Origin of the sequence: Mariniblastus fucicola (genome assembly GCF_008087665.1) — a bacterium.
In the GTDB taxonomy this organism is placed as follows: Bacteria; Planctomycetota; Planctomycetia; order Pirellulales; family Pirellulaceae; genus Mariniblastus; species Mariniblastus fucicola.
Window position 1 is genome coordinate 997,408 of the sequence record NZ_CP042912.1, and the last position, 15,898, is coordinate 1,013,305.

Below are 15,898 nucleotides of genomic sequence, written 5' to 3' on the forward strand. Positions count from 1 at the left end.
TTTTGGTCGCCATGGCTACGCGTTCAGGTGGTGACGATGATGAGGATAATTCAAATCTCATCCACACGTCGGTATGAACCATGAAACGTCATTGGCTTTCCAATGTTGTGATCTCAAGTTTGGGATCTTTTGTATGCCTGTCATCCATCCTTTTGGTGGTTGCAGGATGTTCGACAAAGAATCGCGTCATCATTCCAACGCAAGTCGCTGGTGTGCCGTGCACGGACCAATTGCAAAAGATCGCTGTGCCTCAATTGATGGACGAAGCGTGTCTCGAAGAAGCACCTTACACCGGTCCGCCGATTACGATTTCGAATTTCGAACAATCACAACCACTCGAAATGACCCTCGACGAGTGCGTTCGCATGGCGCTGGCAAACAGCAAGGTCATGCAGAAACTTGGTGGCGTCGTTGTTTCGTCTCCGAATGCCGTCAGCACACTCTACGATCAGGCGATTGTGGAAACCGGGTCGACCAGTGTCGAAGCCGCACTCAGTGCTTTCGACGCTCAGCTGACCTCGGCGTTCAACTACAACCGCAGCGAGCAGGTTTTCAACAACCTGTTCTTTGGTGGTGGTGCACCGTCGTTGATCAGCAACACTTCGGACTTCAGTTTTCAAGTCAGCAAACAGGCAGCCAACGGTTCCACGCTGACGATGCGGAACCTGACCAACTACGATCGCAATAATTCACCTGCGAACCAGTTTGGTAGTGCCTACAATATGGTCAACCAACTTGAGTTCCGCCAGCCGCTTGGTCGTGGAGCAGGAACGATGGTTAATCGAATCGCCGGCCCCAACGCAGTCGCCGGTCAATACAACGGAGTTTTGATCTCTCGGATCCGTAGCGACATTTCTCTCGCAGCTTTCGAGTCGTCAGTCCGCGATCTGGTTCGAGACGTCGAGAACAACTACTGGGAGCTGTACTACTCGTACCGTAACCTTGACACAATCCTTGAGGCACGTGACTCGGCCCGTTCAACCTGGGAAAACCGCAAGCTCCGTTTGGATAATGGCGTTGGTCGGCCAGACGATGAAGCTCAGGCTCGTCAACAGTTCTTTGCTTTCGAGATTCAGGCTCAATCCGCACTTGCCGGACGTGGACAAGGGCAACTTGGAGTCCTTGGGGCAGAACGAAATCTTCGCCGTCTGATGGGAATGCCTCCAGTCGACGGGTCGGTTATTCGGCCTTCGTCAGAGCCAGTGGTTGCGCCTATCGCATTCGACTGGGAAGCCAGTCGCAGTCAGGCGTTGTCACGCCGCGTTGAGCTTCGTCAGCAAAAATGGAGCATTCGCCAACGTGAACTCGAGTTAATTGCCGCCAGGCAGCTCAATAAATGGGACTTTGATCTGGTCGGAAACTACGGCTGGAGAGGATTCGGCGACAACCTTATCGGCAGTCGTGATCGCGTCAACGGAAGTGCCATCGAAGACCTGACCAGTGGCGACCTTGATGATTGGCAACTGGGGTTCGAGGTCAACGGGCCCCTTGGAAAACGTGCCGGCCACCTTGCCGTTCGCAACGCAGAACTGAACCTGATTCGTGCACGTACAATTCTGACCGAACAGGAACGGCAGATTCAGCATGACCTCAACGAAGCATTCACCGAAGTCGATCGCTCGTTTGTCAGCATGAAGTCGAGCTTCAACTCTCGCATCGCGTCCCAGGATGAACTGGAACCGAAACGCAAACGCGTTGAAGAAGGTAAAGACCAGGTGTTCTTTCTGTTGGATGCCCAACAACGATTGGCGACGGCAGAAAGTACGACCCATCGATCCATCGCTGACTACAACATTGCGATTCTCAACTACCATTACTCAACTGGGAATCTTCTCGGACGATTCAACATTCAGTTGACGGAAGGTCCATGGTCAGAGAACGCTCAGGCACGAGCGGCTGTTAAGGCCGGACGTTTGGGCCCGGCGGAAAACTGCTGTAGCGATACCAATCCTGTGTCCGCTGGAACGTTTGCTCAAGAGTCGTCAACTGTTTCCATGATTCCAACCGATGGTACGGCGGGATACGAACAGGGTACCTCGTTCGAGCAACCTGCAGGAGAAAAATCGCAACAAACCTCACCGACGAACGTTGAAATTTCGCCGCTGCAAAGTGACACACAGCTTGACGGATTGGACACGTCGTTCAAACTGCGAGAGCGTTCTATGTCTCGTCCTGTCGTCAATCCAAAGTCTCAAGGATTTCTGTCCGGGATTGTGGACCGAATCAATCCGAATTCCAGACGCTAGACTATGATGGGTGACACGCAAGTCAGCTGTTAGTTGCAAAAGTTAGTTCTAAATCTGGGTTCGAACTTCGCGGTCGTTGGAAGACTGTGAAACTCAACGTCGTGCAGTACGCTACAGGCATTACGTTGAGGCGGTCGTAATGTCGAGGTTTTGATTTGGCTCTGGTCGGGCAAGGGTCCGGGGAAACAGTTGACCGTTGTTAGTTTTAAGTCACGTTCTGGTGTTCTGTTGTCCGCACTTTTGAATTCCGCATTTGTTTTACTGGTGCTACTGCTGCCGCATGCTGCTCTGGATGATCTGTTTGAGACGGAAGTCCTGCCGATTTTTCGTCAGCACTGTTTCGAGTGCCACGGACTAGGTGAAACCGAAGGTGAACTGTCCCTGGAAACCGTTGCGTCACTAATGCGCGGCGGTCATACGGGAAGCGCCATGCTTTCCAGTGATCTGGAAGACAGCGAACTCTACTTGCGTATCACGTCAATGTCTGACGGTTATCGCATGCCCAAACGTGGGGAAACTCTTGACCCGCTTGAAATAGAGACGATCGCGAAATGGATCAAGCAGGCTTCCGGGAACGTCGATGTTGATCTGTTTGCTGCATCGGAGGGCTCCGCCGATGCCACAGAGTCTGTTGGACTGCGCTCAGCGGCGGAGATTCCATTTTCAACAGATCTGCTTGAAGGGAAAGAGCCGTCGCAGGTTGCGATGTTGGTGATTTCTACCGTCGTCATACTGACCCTGGTTTGTTGGATGTTCTATCGAGTATTATTCGGTGGATCTAAAAAGCGGGAAATCAAATCGCATTCAGATCGTGTTGCTGCGACGATAGCCATGCTCATCGGTGCAATGAGTTGTTTGGTGCTGATATTTACAGGTTACTTGTATTGGCGAACCGGAGAGCTGGTGAAGGAAAACCAGTCGCTGCGAGATCGATTGCAGGCAGGCAGCATGAAAATGCCGGAAACGGTCGTCGTCAACGAGACCAATTTGCCGCTGCCTCCGCATCCGATGCATCCGCCACGGCTTGGCGGGCAATACTATCGAGGCAATGACGAACGGAGTGATTCGCTTTTCAATGGCGGGTTCTATCGCACGGCAACGATCGATCTGCACCTCGTGAACTCGCAAGGCGAACGGGTTGAGTGGGGCGACGATGGCGTCGACGATTTCAGCGTGGAGTTGGAAATCAGGCGGGCACCCGAAGCGACGAAAGAGCTGTTCTCGCAGCGGGTTCTCGATTCGATCTCGATACAGCACTTCTGCCAGAGCGTTCCCGGATTCAAACGCAATCTGACCCTGGAGGTCGTCGAAAAAGAAGACCTCTGGGCCGTCAACGTACCATTACCAAAAAGTGGTCAGTGGGACGGCAAGGAGATGCAAGGTTTGATCTATCTGATGTATGGATTTCAGCCGGGAGAAGCCCGGTTGCCACGCCCGCACTTCGCAATTCGCTACGATTTGCAGTTTAAGAACGGTGAGATTTCTGACGATTCTGAACTTTGGATGGGATCAATGTACACGCTTGGCAATCGGGTGCTGGTTCCCGACGATGACAAAATTCTGTTGGACCGCTGGTTCGATTGGCGTCCGATTCCCGTGATTGAAGGAAAAGGATCAAGCGATCCTGAATTGCTCGGTACTGAAGAGCACGTCGGGAAGTAGACTTCCAGATTCTCAGGAGCCGACTTTGACATCCAGTTTTCAAACGCAGCTTGCCGTCGCACTTTCTGCAGCGAACAACGCAGGGCAGATTCTTAAAGACTACTTCGAACAGGGAGTCGCCTCAGAGGTAAAGCTCGAAGGTGGCAAGAAGCAGGGTTTGGTCACCGTCGCTGACGTCGAAGCGGAAGCGGCGATCATGGAAGTGATTCGCGGTTCGTTTCCCGACCACGCGTTTCTGGCCGAGGAGTCTGCTGCGACAGGGGACAACCCGGACCATCTGTGGGTCATCGATCCGCTTGATGGGACCAATAATTTTGCTTTCGGCATTCCGCATTTTGCGGTCTCAATCGCCTACATCGAGAACGGAAAACCAGCCGTCGGCGTCGTGCTGGATCCAGTTCGGGATGAACAGTTTGTGGCTGTGCGAGACGGCGGCGCAAGCCTCAACGGCAAACCAATCCATGTATGCGAGTCCACTGGAATTGATTCGGCGATTGTTGGGACCGGATTTTATTACGACCGCGGCGAAATGATGAGCCAAACACTGCGCTGCATTGAAACGTTATTTCGCCATGACATTCAGGGGCTCCGCCGCATGGGAGCGGCGTCACTGGACCTCGCGTACGTAGCCTGTGGAAGATTCGGTGCCTTTTTTGAGCTGACGCTTTCTCCCTGGGACTTTGCCGCGGCACAATTGATGGTCACCGAAGCCGGTGGGCAGATCACGAACTGTAGCGGGCGAGAAATTGGGCTGGAAGCGACTGATGTGCTGGCGACGAACGGTCGATTGCATGCCGAGATGATGCAGTTGCTGGCCAAAGGTGCAAACGAAAAGCCGTAAAGCTCAAACGTGCCTACGGCTTTGCGATCGCTGGGATGTCGCGAAAAAATTACTCTGCCGCGGCGGCGTCAGCTTCCTTTGGCGGAAGAGCTCGCTTGCGAATGTCCGTTTCCAATTGGCCGAAAACTTCTTCATGCCGACGAACAGAAACATGCAGAGCGTGAAGTAATCGTTTGGCAGTGTAAAAGTTCATCACGACTCGTTGCTGAACATCGACCGTCGAATCTGCGTTGTTGACGGGTTGCGTGTTCATGCCAAAATCGACAATCAGCTCTTCCGCAGAACCGGTAACGCGGCAAAAGTTCGCGTAGCACGAAACCGCATTCGAATCGTCGACTTTTGTGGGTTGAGGTTGTTTTTGCTGTTCAGCCATTTTCGGATTCTCGTTTGTTCGTGTTACTTTCGAGTGAGTAGCGTGGAATTATAAAGGATCGTCGATGCGACGCTATGTCATGTTTGAAATACAGGTTGAGCTGGATTTGTTGGTCATCCAGGGGAATTCAGGCTGCCATTTACGATACGGCAGTTTGGAAACGCACGTTGTCGTCTATAATTGAAACGCATTAAAGCAATCCGTTCTGTGAGCAACCAGTTCTTTTAGGCAAACAATGATTCGATTGAGTGTGACTCTGTGCGTTCTCGCGTTGACAGTCTTTTCGCAAACCACCCATCCTGCCAATGGTCAGGAGGGCGCTGGCGATGTGCAGACTTCGGTTCAAGGCATCGTTTCTGAAAAGCCGACCGAAGGACGCTTCGTTGATCTGGGCGATGGCAAATACATGGTGCCTTACGCGACGACCATTCCGGGAACAGAGATCGAGTTCACGATGGAGCCGATCCCGGGTGGAACGTTCACGATGGGAAATGAAGACGGCGAAGACGACGAAAAACCAGCTTTCGCAGTCCAGCTCGAACCGTTTTGGATCGCCAGGCACGAAATCACGTGGGCTCAGTACAAACGCTACATGCAAATGGAGAAAGCTCTCAAAGCCCTCCAGGCGACCGGTGTCCGAATCGTCGACGACAGCAACAAGATCGACGCCGTGACCGCGCCGTCGGCACTTTACGATCCGTCGTTTACTTACAACGCCGGGCAAGAGCCTGAACAGGCAGCAGCGACGATCACTCAGTACGCGGCCAAACAGTACACGAAATGGTTGAGCCTTTCCGACGGAAACTTTTACCGGTTGCCGTATGAGTCCGAGTGGGAATACGCTTGTCGCGCCGGAACCGATACAAAGTTCTATTTTGGTGACGACGCGGACGAACTGGAAAACCACGCCTGGTTTGAGAACAATTCCGACGAAGAACGCCATGCCGTCGGTGAGCTGGAGCCGAATCCGTGGGGGCTGTATGACATGTACGGCAACGTCAGCGAATGGACGCTGGATCAATACAGCGAGGAAGGCTACGTTCAGGCCGCTTCAGCCGAAGAAGGAAAGCCGCTGAGTCTGATCGAGTCTTACAACAAACCAACCAAACTCTTTCCGCGTGTCATTCGCGGAGGAAGTTTCCTGCAGGATTCGGAAGAGTGCAACAGCTTTGCCCGCTTCCCTTCCAACAGCAAAGAATGGCGCTCAACGGATCCAAACTACCCGAAGAGCCCGTGGTGGTTTACCGATGAGCCTGCCACTGGTGTCGGCTTCAGAATCGTGCGCCAATACACGCCCGCGACGCGAGACGAAAAAGAAGCTGTCTGGCAAGCAGACGTCGCGTCGATCGAACGCGATGCCAACAATCGAATCGAAGCCAATGGACGCGGCACTTACGGCGTCGTTGATCAGGATCTCGATGAAGAAATTGAAGAACTCGATGAAGATCTGAGCCTCGACGACGGGTAAGTTCAGTGCTTCAGGTCGTTAAGCCGCGCGGCGCTGTTCGTCGTGCGGCGCGATGCTGACGGATTCCAGCAGAAGATCGCCACGGAGAATCGAACCGTGGCTTTCTGGGGAATTCCATTGAAGACAGATGGCGCCCAGTTCGAATTTCACGCCGGCAAGGAAATCTCCCTTAAATAGATAGCACTCTCGGATTGGGCCGCTGTCTTTGCTGTAATGCCGCAACTTTCTCGCCGCGATTTGGCGAATGACGTCGAAGTCGAACGGGATGGAGGCTTGGGCTGGCATATCAATTTCACGACCACGGAAACTCTATCCTTTCAGGTATCGGCGTTCATCACCGAAAACCCGAGTCATAACGAAATCAGGATTTCGCGACGCCAAGCCCCTATTTTTCCCAGTCTGCGCTTTCGTAAAAAAACATTCGATCGGCACAGATTTGTCAAACCTTAAGGTGGCCGCAAACCGAAAGATCTATGGAAGGACCGCCCCTGGGAGGTCCGCGCGTACCGTAGTCTGATTGAATCTCATGCCCTCTGAAATTCAAAAATTTGCCAAAGAGCCTCTGGTTTGGGTCGGCGCTGCTCTGCTGTGCGTCCCACTGCTGGCATCCAGTTCGCTCAACCATCTCAGAGAACGGTTTACTGTTGATGCGTCTTCGGTTGCCCTGGCCGAGCCACTCGAGAAAGCTCCCGTGAACGAACCAGCACTGGGTTCGGTTGACGGTTCCAGTGCAAAAGATTGGCGACAGGACTCCGACACGCCCATCGTTGCCCTTCCACTGCCACCGTTGCCGACGAGCGAAAGTGAAGCCAGCCTTGCTGGGCCGTCGAATGTAGCAACCACGCGCACTGAATACTCTCCAATTTCATTGCCTGCAGCCGATCCAGCGACGAACTCACGGGATCCGGGTTCGCTGCTGGAAGTCGCGGACCTCTATGAAGACAGCGACAGCGATTTTCCGGTTTCGGAATTCGGAAACTTCGAGGCTCAGGATTCCAGCCAGGCAACGCCCGCGAAGCAAAAGTCTGCGGCGAAAGATTCATCAACAGAAGAGTCGCCGGATGAGGAGTTCGACTTCCTCTTTGGCGATGATGGTCCGCAAGACAATTCGGACAGCGACGCTGTAGAAAAAAGCCAGGAAAAACTTTCCAGCGAGAAAGCTCCACAGTCCAAGGCTGGATCTGAAAAGGCCCAACCGAAATCGAAGCCTCGCAAACTGCCGCTCAAAGTTCAGGAAGGGACTCCAAGTTGGTTGTTTCCGGAAGCTGACCGGAAGTCTGGTCGCGGCGACAAGCCGAACCGGAGTACTTGGCCGAGTGCAAATGATCGTTCAGATGCGAACGCTGATTCGGGCGCGAAATCTGAATCGGATTTGATGCCGATGGAAGAGCCGGATCTGTTCCAGCCGCCTGCTTTCGCGGATCAGCCGAATGAACAGGCTGAACCTGAATCGCTTCAATCCGTTTTCCCACAAGCCGCCGAGCCCACGTACTCGCCATTGCCAGCGACGCCGACGGAAACATTTGGCCAGCCCTTGCCTGCCCCGCAGGAAGCTCCCTCAAGCGACTACTATTTGCAAGTCGACAGCGGCCCAGATTGGTGGACGCCGTACTGCCAACAGCCGTTCTGGCAATCCGTTCCGGCACACCAGACGGGTCTCGATGCGGTCGTGTTTACCGCGATGCAAAATTCACCCTACGTTAAATTGCTGAACACCGAACCGCAGATGGCGCAAACGGTTGTGAATGAAGCCGACGCTGTTTTCGATTGGTCAGCGTTTGTGGAAACATCGTGGCGGGACATCGATCGACCAGTTGTTTCGTTGCTCGATACAGGAACCGCTGGCGGAAGATTCGTGCAGCAACAATTGCTCTTCGAATCCGGCGTTCAGAAGAACCTGCGAACCGGAGGCCACCTTCGCGTCGGTCAGGCTTGGCAAACGACAGACAACAACAGTGCGTTTCTTTCGCCGCCAGACCAGGCCACAGCCCAAATTTTGTTGGACTATCGCCAGCCGTTGCTGCGAGGTGCCGGTAAGCACGTTAACAACAGCCAGGTGCTGCTGGCTCGAATCGATGTCGATGCCTCGACCAGCAATTCACAGGCGTTGCTGCAACAGTTTTTGGTCGATGTCGTGTCGGAGTATTGGGAGTTGCACTATTCTCGCGGCGTCCTGATGCAAAAACTTCGTTCTGCGGAACGAGCTGAACAGCTGTTGAGTGAGCTTGCGAGCCTGCCGGATGCAGCGGAGCGAAAGCGAGACCTGGCTCGAATCCAGGCGATTGCGACGGCGAGACGAACTGAGCTGATTCGGGCCAAAAACGCAGTGGCGACTCATCAGGAAACATTGCTCAACCTGACTTATGGAACTGCAATGCCTGATCCGGCATCGCTTGAGGTGGTCCCGGTCGAATTGCCTGGCGTTTTTATGGTGCCCTACGATCAGAATTTCGTCACCGAGATGGCGGTTCAAAATCGCGCCGAAGTCAAAGTCGCGTTGGCCGCGATTCGTGCTTCAGCAGTTCGGCAGAATTTGGTGCTCAACGACCTCAAGCCCAAGCTTGATGCGATCGTGTCGACGTTTGTTTCCGGTTTGGACCAGGCCAAAGATGTTGGCGGAGCGGTGGGCAATGCGTTTGATTACGATCCGTCCTACGCGGTCGGGTTTAGCTTCGAAATGCCGATCGGTCGTAGAGCAGCGAACGCACGACTGACTCGACAACAGTTGGATTATCAGCGACTGCAGTATCAGTTGGAACAGACGCTGGGCAACGTTCGCCTCGATGCCCGATTGGCTTATCGAAACGTGAGTAGTATTGCCAGCGAGATGGAGAATCATAAACTCGCCGTGCAACAGGCAGCTCAGGATTTGCATTTCGCGACCCAGCAGGCTGCTGCGGGTATCGCCGATTCCGCCGGAAACACAAGCTTTCTGATCGACGACTTGCTGCGATCTCAGGAAGGCGTTGCGGCTGCGGAATCACGATTGCTTCGCAGTCAAACGGATCTTTCGGTGGCGCTGGTTCAGTTGAAACGCGCGACAGGTCAGTTGCTTCAGACGGCTCCGATGCCTCAGGTCGCCGATCACGTTGTGCAAGAGGCAAGCTTCGTCCAGCAGGCAGGTTTTGATCAACAGGTGCCGGACACGCTGTGGTCCGTTCCCAACACGCAATCTGGTGCTCAGGCTGAATCGCAGAGCATCTGGGATCAGTAAACGCTTGGGATCAGTAAACGCTTGGGGTTAAAAAAGCGACTGGTTGAATGGCAACTTTGCGGTTTCCTGTTTCGGGTTCCCGATTCGGCAACTCTACTGCGATTGCTCATCGTCTTCCGGCTTGATCACCCAGTCGTTCGCGAAATCGTGTTTCAACCACGAATCTGCCACGTCGGTTACGACATTGTCAAAGTTGATTTTCATATCCTCAAAACGTCGCTCGTTCCGATGCCGCGCCAACCGCAGGTAGAGCATGCCGGTTGAGGTCTCATGGTCCTTTGCCGGACCGGAAATCGTCGCGTTATTAAAAACGGTCGAAAGCCGCGAATACACGCAGCTGGCCATAAAGATTTCCGTCGCGATGTCGGCCAGACGCAATTGAAGCAGCTGTTGCTCGATCGCGCCCTCACGATATTTCGCCAACACCATCTTGATCACCCAACCGAATTTTCCGATTTGAGACGCAAGCCAATTTCCGTGGTAGCGAAGATGTTCGTGCTTCACGGGAACCTTTGCAGAACGCAAAACCGCCGCCGGGATGCTCAGCCAGCCAGCAGGTTTGAGTTTGGATTCGAGGTCTCGCGCGACATGTCTGAATCCGACTGATGCGATGAAAGCACGCATCACATCGTTGGCACCTTCGCCAATTAAGTTCAGCCTCGCGTCCCGCATCATGCGCTCAAACGGCTGGTCAGTGAAGAAGCCTTTGCCGCCCCAAATCTGCAGGCAGTCGTTCACGATTCGCCAAAGTTGATCGCTGGCGAAGACTTTGATCATGGCTGTCTCAACCATATAGTCTTCGGCGCCACTGTCGATCAAAGCCGCCGTGTGATACGTCGCGCTTTCCATCGCGTACGTGTCCGCAGCAGCCTCCGCAATCTTTGCCTTCACCATCGGGAACTCGCCAAGCGTTTTTCCAAACTGCTTGCGGTGATTGGCTCTGGCAACCATTCGCTCAACACAGAACTTGGCCGCGCCCGTGCAGCAGGCTCCGAACGTCGTTCTTCCGAAATCAAGAACGGTCAACGCGACGCGCAAGCCCTTCCCTTCCGGCCCCAGAATATTTTCCTTCGGGACGAACATGTCAGTAAACTTCATCCGCCCGGTTTGCGTGCCGCGAATTCCGACTTTCTCCATTCGCGATTCAAGAACTTCAAAACCTTCCATGTCCGGCGTGACCAGGAACGCGGTGATCTTGCCCTCGGGATCCGAGGCATCTGGAGTCCTCGCCATGACCGTTAAAACGTCCGCGATGCCACCGTTGGTGATCCACCGTTTTTCCCCATTGAGAATGTAGCCGTTACCGTTTGGGCTTGGCTCAGCACGCGTTTTAACATTGCCCGCGTCGGAACCGGCATGCGGTTCGGTCAGTGCAAACGCCGCAAGTTTCTCACCGGCAGCAAGTCCTTTCATCCATCGCGTTTTCTGTTCGTCAGTGCCAAAAAGTTCGAGGGCACGCAAGCCGATCGAGTGATGAGCGTTAACGAATACTCCGGTCGACGCGCAATGTCCGCCGATGATTTCCATCACGCGACAGTAATTGAACTGCGATTTTCCACCGCCGCCGTACTTTGGATTGATCGTCATGCCGAGCACACCAAGGTCGCCCAGCCCTCGAATCACGCTCTGCGGAATCTCTGCGTCTCGATCGATCCTGTCCGGATCAATTTCGCTTTCGCAGAACGCTTTGACTTTGGCGATATAGGCGTCGCTTTGGTCTTTGGCTTCGGGCGACAACTCCGGGAAAGGAAAGATGGAGTCCTCGCGAAATTTTCCGTAGTAAAGATCTTTGACAAAGCCTTCTTTCTCCGGACCCGAGAAAAGAAGCTCTTCGGCTTGATCGATTTGGCGTTGAATCTCTTCCGAAACAGCCACTTTGGTTCTCCGATTTATGCTGTGTATGCTGGAAGCCAGTTTAACGGAAGGCAGTCACAGATTCACATCGATTCCAGCGAAACCAAAGAGGTTTGTGCGACAGGCCATTGAATTATCGGACTATCCGACGTCGCTGATCTGAAGCGACTTGCCGTAGCGTCCCGTGACTAGCTGTCGAAGCCTGGTGAACTCTTCGCCGTCGAGATTTGGAGATTCGTGAATCAGCATTCTCGCGTCGGCAAACGCACGTTGCAGTGTATCGGTGTCCCGGATCAGGTCCGCAATCATCAGCGGCGGGAATCCGGATTGCTGCGAGCTGAACAGATTTCCCGGGCCGCGAATTTCCAAGTCACGCTGCGCCAGATCGAATCCGTTCTCGGTTTCCGAAAAAGCTTTCAGGCGTTCGTTTTCCTCCGCATTGTTGTCGCTGGCGAAGAGGCAAACGTAGCCTGGATGCGAACCGCGGCTGACGCGACCTCGAAGCTGATGCAATTGCGAAAGACCGAACCGTTCCGCGGACTCAATCGTCATCACGGTTGCGTTGGGCACGTTGATTCCAACCTCCACCACCGTCGTGGCAACGATCACTTGAGTCTTGCCAGATTCGAAGTCCAGCATCGCGGCTTCTTTTTCTTCGATCGACTGCCGTCCGTGCAGAATGTCCAGCCGAAACTCTTCGAGGGGACCGTTGGAGAGTTGCTCAAAGATCCGTTCGGCGCTGCCAAGGTTCTGCTCATCGTCGCCGTCCACCAGCGGTGCGACAACAAACGCCTGGCGGCCTTCGCGAAGTTTCTTGCGAACGAACTCCATCCACGAATCGCGATTCGAAGCATTGCCGAGATACGTGTTTACCTTTTGCCCAACTCCGCTGGTTCGCTCAAGTGTGGAAACGTCCAGGTCGCCAAACAACGTCATCGAGACCGTCCTCGGAATTGGAGTCGCCGTCATCACGAGGTAGTGCGGATCCGGACCTGTGTGCTTCAGCCTGGCACGCTGCTTGACGCCGAACTTGTGCTGTTCGTCGATCACGACCAGTCCCAGATTCTGGAACGGCAACTGTGACGCAACAACGGCCTGAGTGCCGACAATGATATTGATTTCACCCGATTCAACGTCGGCAGCGATCTGCTTTCGCCGAGCCGTTTTGACGCTGCCGGACCACAGTTCGATTCGAACGCGGCTGCGTTGAAGCAACTCACGGATCGATCTCAAATGTTGTCGCGCCAGGATTTCAGTCGGCGCCATCAGCACCGCTTGATGTCCATGAGCCACCGCGGTTAGCATCGCGCAGAGTGCGACGGCTGTTTTGCCGCTGCCGACCTCGCCGTGCAGCAAGCGATTCATGGGCCACGCGTTTTTCATGTCGTCGGCGATTTCCGAGAAAGCGACTTGCTGCGATTCGGTCAGTTGGAACGGAAGCCGTCCGAGGATTCGTGACTTGATCTTCGGAGTCAGCTCAAGTGACGTTGCTACCTGCCGAGAGCGAACACGATGCCGCCGAATCGCCAACGCAAGTTGCAAAATGAACAGCTCCTGATACACCAGTCGGGCTCGCGCCTGATCGACTTCTTCCTGATTCAACGGCGAATGGATCTGCTTGATCGCTTCGGCGATACCGACGATGCCGGTTCGCTTGCGCAGCGATTCTGGCAACGCTTCGGTAACCAAATGAGCACATTGTTCGACGGTGCTGGCGACCAGTTTTCGCATCTGTTTCTGGTTGATGCCTTCGGTCAGGCGGTAGACCGGCAGCATCGTTTGCTGATTCTCAATCGTTTCATCATCGTCCAACAATGTGACCTTCGGGTGCGTCATGCACTGTCGATTGTTTTGCAGACGGGACTTTCCCTGCAGCATCACTTTCTGGCCGATGCGAAACTTGTTCAGCATGAACGGTTGATTGAACCACGTGGCTCGCAGGAAGCTGTTGTCCTGCCGAAACAGCACGTAGGTGATGTGCCGGCCATTGGACCGCGATTCATCTTTGTCAGAAACTTCCGCGACAACGGTGGCTAACTGCTCCTGGCCCAGGTCTCGAATGTGGTTCAGTTGCGTGAAGTCTTCGTAGCTTCGTGGAAAGAAAAACAGAATGTCAGCGGCGGTGTGCAGTCCCAGTTTCGCTAACAGTTCGGCTCGCGCAGGTCCAACCCCTTTAATGAACTGAGTTCGCTCAGTCAGCTTGTTGAGAGGTGAATCCTGTGAGTCGCTTTCGGGCATGCCCACAGTTTAACATTGGTGGGCATTGGCAACGAGGTCCGAGCCGACGCTTCGCATGAGGGGCCGCCGTGTTGAGTTACCGCCAAAGTGAGTGTGCCAGAGAGGCTACGCCGAAGGCAGACCGGCCTTGTTGCTGATCTGATGATCTTCCTCATCGTCGTACCAGGGATCCCGTTCTCGAAAGATCATCGAGCCAATCAGCTTGATGAGATAGAACGCGATAACGCAAACAATGGACAGGGTGACGCCGCCGATTCCGACGTAGATGCAGCTGTTCCCAAAGTCCGGACTTGGCGGCGGTCCACCGGATTCGCAGTGAAGGCATCGGTCGAAGTCCATGCCTCGATACTTCTGTGCCATCCGGTTGTAGACGCCTTGCGGCAGTCCCTGTTTGTTGGGCCAGTAGTAAATTTCCAGTTCACCAGCCTGCAGCAGTTTAGCCAGCTCTTCGGTCCCGCTGACGCCATCGATTTCCGCGATGATCGAAATGTAGTTTTTGCCCAGCCGAGTGGTCTCGTTGGAAAACAAACAGACGTAAACTTTCTCCCATTCGCCATCTTTCCTGGTGGGCTCGGGATAGACGCTCGCGCCGTGACGAATGTTCGTCAGCTTGTAGTGAGACGTGTCTGCGAGTCGTTTACGCGCGAACTCATCGAACGTCATCTCAACCGCCGGAGCAGAGACTTTCTCATAGTGCGCCAACGCGCGCACACCTACGGCACCGATCAGTCCACTGACGATCGCGACGCACGCTCCAAGTAAAATTGGGAGATATCGGACCATGAAAACAGGAGTTAAAGCTTCTTCCGCACCACGTGGTGCTGAAGAAATTTAGTTCTTGCCTTGGCGATCGTGCGCGAAAATGTCCACGAACCCGCGGCTTCCCGGTCCGGTTGAGTCGGTTATTCCGGCCAACAGGGTTTAAGCCGATTGGCGTCGCCGTTTCCCCAGGCAGTTTTCGCATGCTTGGAAAACGTCGGCCGCGAGGATGTCCATCATTGCATCATTTTCCGCACCGCGGCGTTTGCGACAGGAGCCCGATTGATACCACTTCTGAACAGCCACGTGTGGCGTCGGCAGTGCGTGCGGCCACGCGCCAGAGTCCTGCGGACGGGTCGTGCCGTAGAGCCCAACACATGGCGTGCCGACGGCTGCGGCGATATGCAACGGCCCGGTGTCGCAACCGACAAACAGGTCGGCCAGAGAAAGCATGGCGGCGAGTTGCGGCAGATCTGTCGACGGTGCGATCGCGAAAGCATCGGGGTCAAAGGCTGCGATTTCTTCGGCCATTGCTTTCTCTTCGGCGCCTGCCCAAGTCAGGACGCTTCGCAATCCTTGGTGACGAAACAGCCATGAGCCAACAGATCCAAACCGTTCGTTGTTCCAACGTTTGGATGCCCAGCTTGCACCCGGATTGATGATGGAGAATCGTTTCAGTTGCACCTGATCCAGGAACGATTTGCAAAAGCTGATTGCTGTTTCAGGCAACGGGAACTTGAAGCTTGCCGGTCCGGCGGGTTCGCCGAATCCTTCGATCGCACCGAGCAGTTCCATGGATCGATCAGCCAGATGAGTCGCTTGTGTCTCGACGAGCCGATTGTTCAGCCACGGAGAGAGTTCTCTTCCCCACTGCCCCTTGATGCCGATCCGCGTTTTGGCTCCCGAGATCCACGCCAGCATCGCACTCTTGGTGATACCTTGAGGATCAATTGCGATGTCGAAATCACGTTGTATGAATTGTCGCCGAAGTTCGCGCCAGTTTGCAGGCTTCTTCATCCACGCTTTGGGTACCACAATGAACTCGTCGACGGAATCATGCCCGGCCAGCAGCTTTTGCGTCGGAGACTCAATCGCCCATGAGATCACGGAGTCCGGAAAACGATCCTTGATGCGGTTCACCATCGGCAGCGTCAATACACAGTCGCCGATATGGCTGAGTCGCGTAATAAGAATCTTTGGTTGTTCATCCATGAACGTGCCCGGTTGGAAATTGCTGTTCGAT

11 protein-coding genes are annotated in these 15,898 nt (G+C 54.2%); 5 read left to right on the forward strand and 6 right to left on the reverse strand.

What is annotated here, in order from left to right:
* Positions 1–80 precede the first annotated feature (80 nt).
* From MFFC18_RS03525 to MFFC18_RS03535, 3 genes are all read left to right on the forward strand, one after another.
* Complete coding sequence (locus MFFC18_RS03525; protein ID WP_075085185.1) at positions 81–2,246, forward strand: TolC family protein; 2,166 nt, start codon at positions 81–83, stop codon at positions 2,244–2,246.
* Positions 2,247–2,486: 240 nt separating this feature from the next.
* On the forward strand, positions 2,487–3,908 hold the full coding sequence (locus MFFC18_RS03530; protein ID WP_157665186.1) for a c-type cytochrome domain-containing protein: 1,422 nt from the start codon (positions 2,487–2,489) through the stop codon (positions 3,906–3,908).
* Between the two features lie 25 nt (positions 3,909–3,933).
* Positions 3,934–4,749: an inositol monophosphatase family protein gene (locus tag MFFC18_RS03535; RefSeq protein WP_075085183.1), complete on the forward strand. Its 816-nt coding sequence runs from the start codon at positions 3,934–3,936 to the stop codon at positions 4,747–4,749.
* 49 nt (positions 4,750–4,798) lie between these two features.
* Here the strand turns inward: MFFC18_RS03535 and MFFC18_RS03540 are convergent, their stop codons facing one another.
* The gene (locus MFFC18_RS03540; protein WP_075085182.1) at positions 4,799–5,122 is read right to left on the reverse strand and encodes a DUF3467 domain-containing protein; all 324 of its coding nucleotides are present in this window, start codon (positions 5,120–5,122) and stop codon (positions 4,799–4,801) included.
* Between the two features lie 235 nt (positions 5,123–5,357).
* Between MFFC18_RS03540 and MFFC18_RS03545 the strand changes: the two genes are divergently transcribed.
* Positions 5,358–6,590, forward strand: a complete 1,233-nt coding sequence (locus MFFC18_RS03545; RefSeq protein WP_075085181.1) for an SUMF1/EgtB/PvdO family nonheme iron enzyme — start codon at positions 5,358–5,360, stop codon at positions 6,588–6,590.
* 18 nt (positions 6,591–6,608) lie between these two features.
* On the opposite strand, the gene MFFC18_RS03550 is transcribed toward MFFC18_RS03545, so the two are convergent.
* Positions 6,609–6,875 (reverse strand): hypothetical protein, encoded by a 267-nt coding sequence (locus tag MFFC18_RS03550; RefSeq protein ID WP_075085180.1) that lies wholly within the window; start codon positions 6,873–6,875, stop codon positions 6,609–6,611.
* Between the two features lie 241 nt (positions 6,876–7,116).
* On the opposite strand from MFFC18_RS03550, the gene MFFC18_RS03555 reads away from it, so the two are divergent.
* Positions 7,117–9,804, forward strand: a complete 2,688-nt coding sequence (locus MFFC18_RS03555; protein WP_075085179.1) for a TolC family protein — start codon at positions 7,117–7,119, stop codon at positions 9,802–9,804.
* Positions 9,805–9,897: 93 nt separating this feature from the next.
* Here MFFC18_RS03555 and MFFC18_RS03560 read toward each other — a convergent pair whose 3' ends face one another.
* The 4 genes from MFFC18_RS03560 to MFFC18_RS03575 form a co-directional block, all read right to left on the reverse strand.
* Positions 9,898–11,679, reverse strand: coding sequence for an acyl-CoA dehydrogenase family protein (locus MFFC18_RS03560; protein ID WP_084417210.1), 1,782 nt, complete (start codon positions 11,677–11,679; stop codon positions 9,898–9,900).
* 120 nt (positions 11,680–11,799) lie between these two features.
* Positions 11,800–13,896, reverse strand: coding sequence for an ATP-dependent DNA helicase RecG (gene recG, locus MFFC18_RS03565; protein WP_075085177.1), 2,097 nt, complete (start codon positions 13,894–13,896; stop codon positions 11,800–11,802).
* Positions 13,897–14,001: 105 nt separating this feature from the next.
* Positions 14,002–14,679, reverse strand: a complete 678-nt coding sequence (locus MFFC18_RS03570; RefSeq protein ID WP_075085176.1) for a hypothetical protein — start codon at positions 14,677–14,679, stop codon at positions 14,002–14,004.
* A 138-nt stretch (positions 14,680–14,817) separates the two neighbouring features.
* Positions 14,818–15,867 (reverse strand): glycosyltransferase family 9 protein, encoded by a 1,050-nt coding sequence (locus tag MFFC18_RS03575; RefSeq protein ID WP_075085175.1) that lies wholly within the window; start codon positions 15,865–15,867, stop codon positions 14,818–14,820.
* Positions 15,868–15,898: the final 31 nt, after the last annotated feature.

Excerpts from the sequence above, each read along its gene's own strand:
- MFFC18_RS03545 (WP_075085181.1), top strand. The coding sequence starts at position 5,358 with ATGATTCGATTGAGTGTGACTCTGTGCGTTCTCGCGTTGACAGTCTTT.
- MFFC18_RS03525 (WP_075085185.1), top strand. The coding sequence starts at position 81 with ATGAAACGTCATTGGCTTTCCAATGTTGTGATCTCAAGTTTGGGATCT.
- MFFC18_RS03550 (WP_075085180.1), bottom strand. The coding sequence starts at position 6,875 with ATGCCAGCCCAAGCCTCCATCCCGTTCGACTTCGACGTCATTCGCCAA.
- MFFC18_RS03555 (WP_075085179.1), top strand. The coding sequence starts at position 7,117 with ATGCCCTCTGAAATTCAAAAATTTGCCAAAGAGCCTCTGGTTTGGGTC.
- recG (WP_075085177.1), bottom strand. The coding sequence starts at position 13,896 with ATGCCCGAAAGCGACTCACAGGATTCACCTCTCAACAAGCTGACTGAG.
- MFFC18_RS03540 (WP_075085182.1), bottom strand. The coding sequence starts at position 5,122 with ATGGCTGAACAGCAAAAACAACCTCAACCCACAAAAGTCGACGATTCG.
- MFFC18_RS03575 (WP_075085175.1), bottom strand. The coding sequence starts at position 15,867 with ATGGATGAACAACCAAAGATTCTTATTACGCGACTCAGCCATATCGGC.
- MFFC18_RS03570 (WP_075085176.1), bottom strand. The coding sequence starts at position 14,679 with ATGGTCCGATATCTCCCAATTTTACTTGGAGCGTGCGTCGCGATCGTC.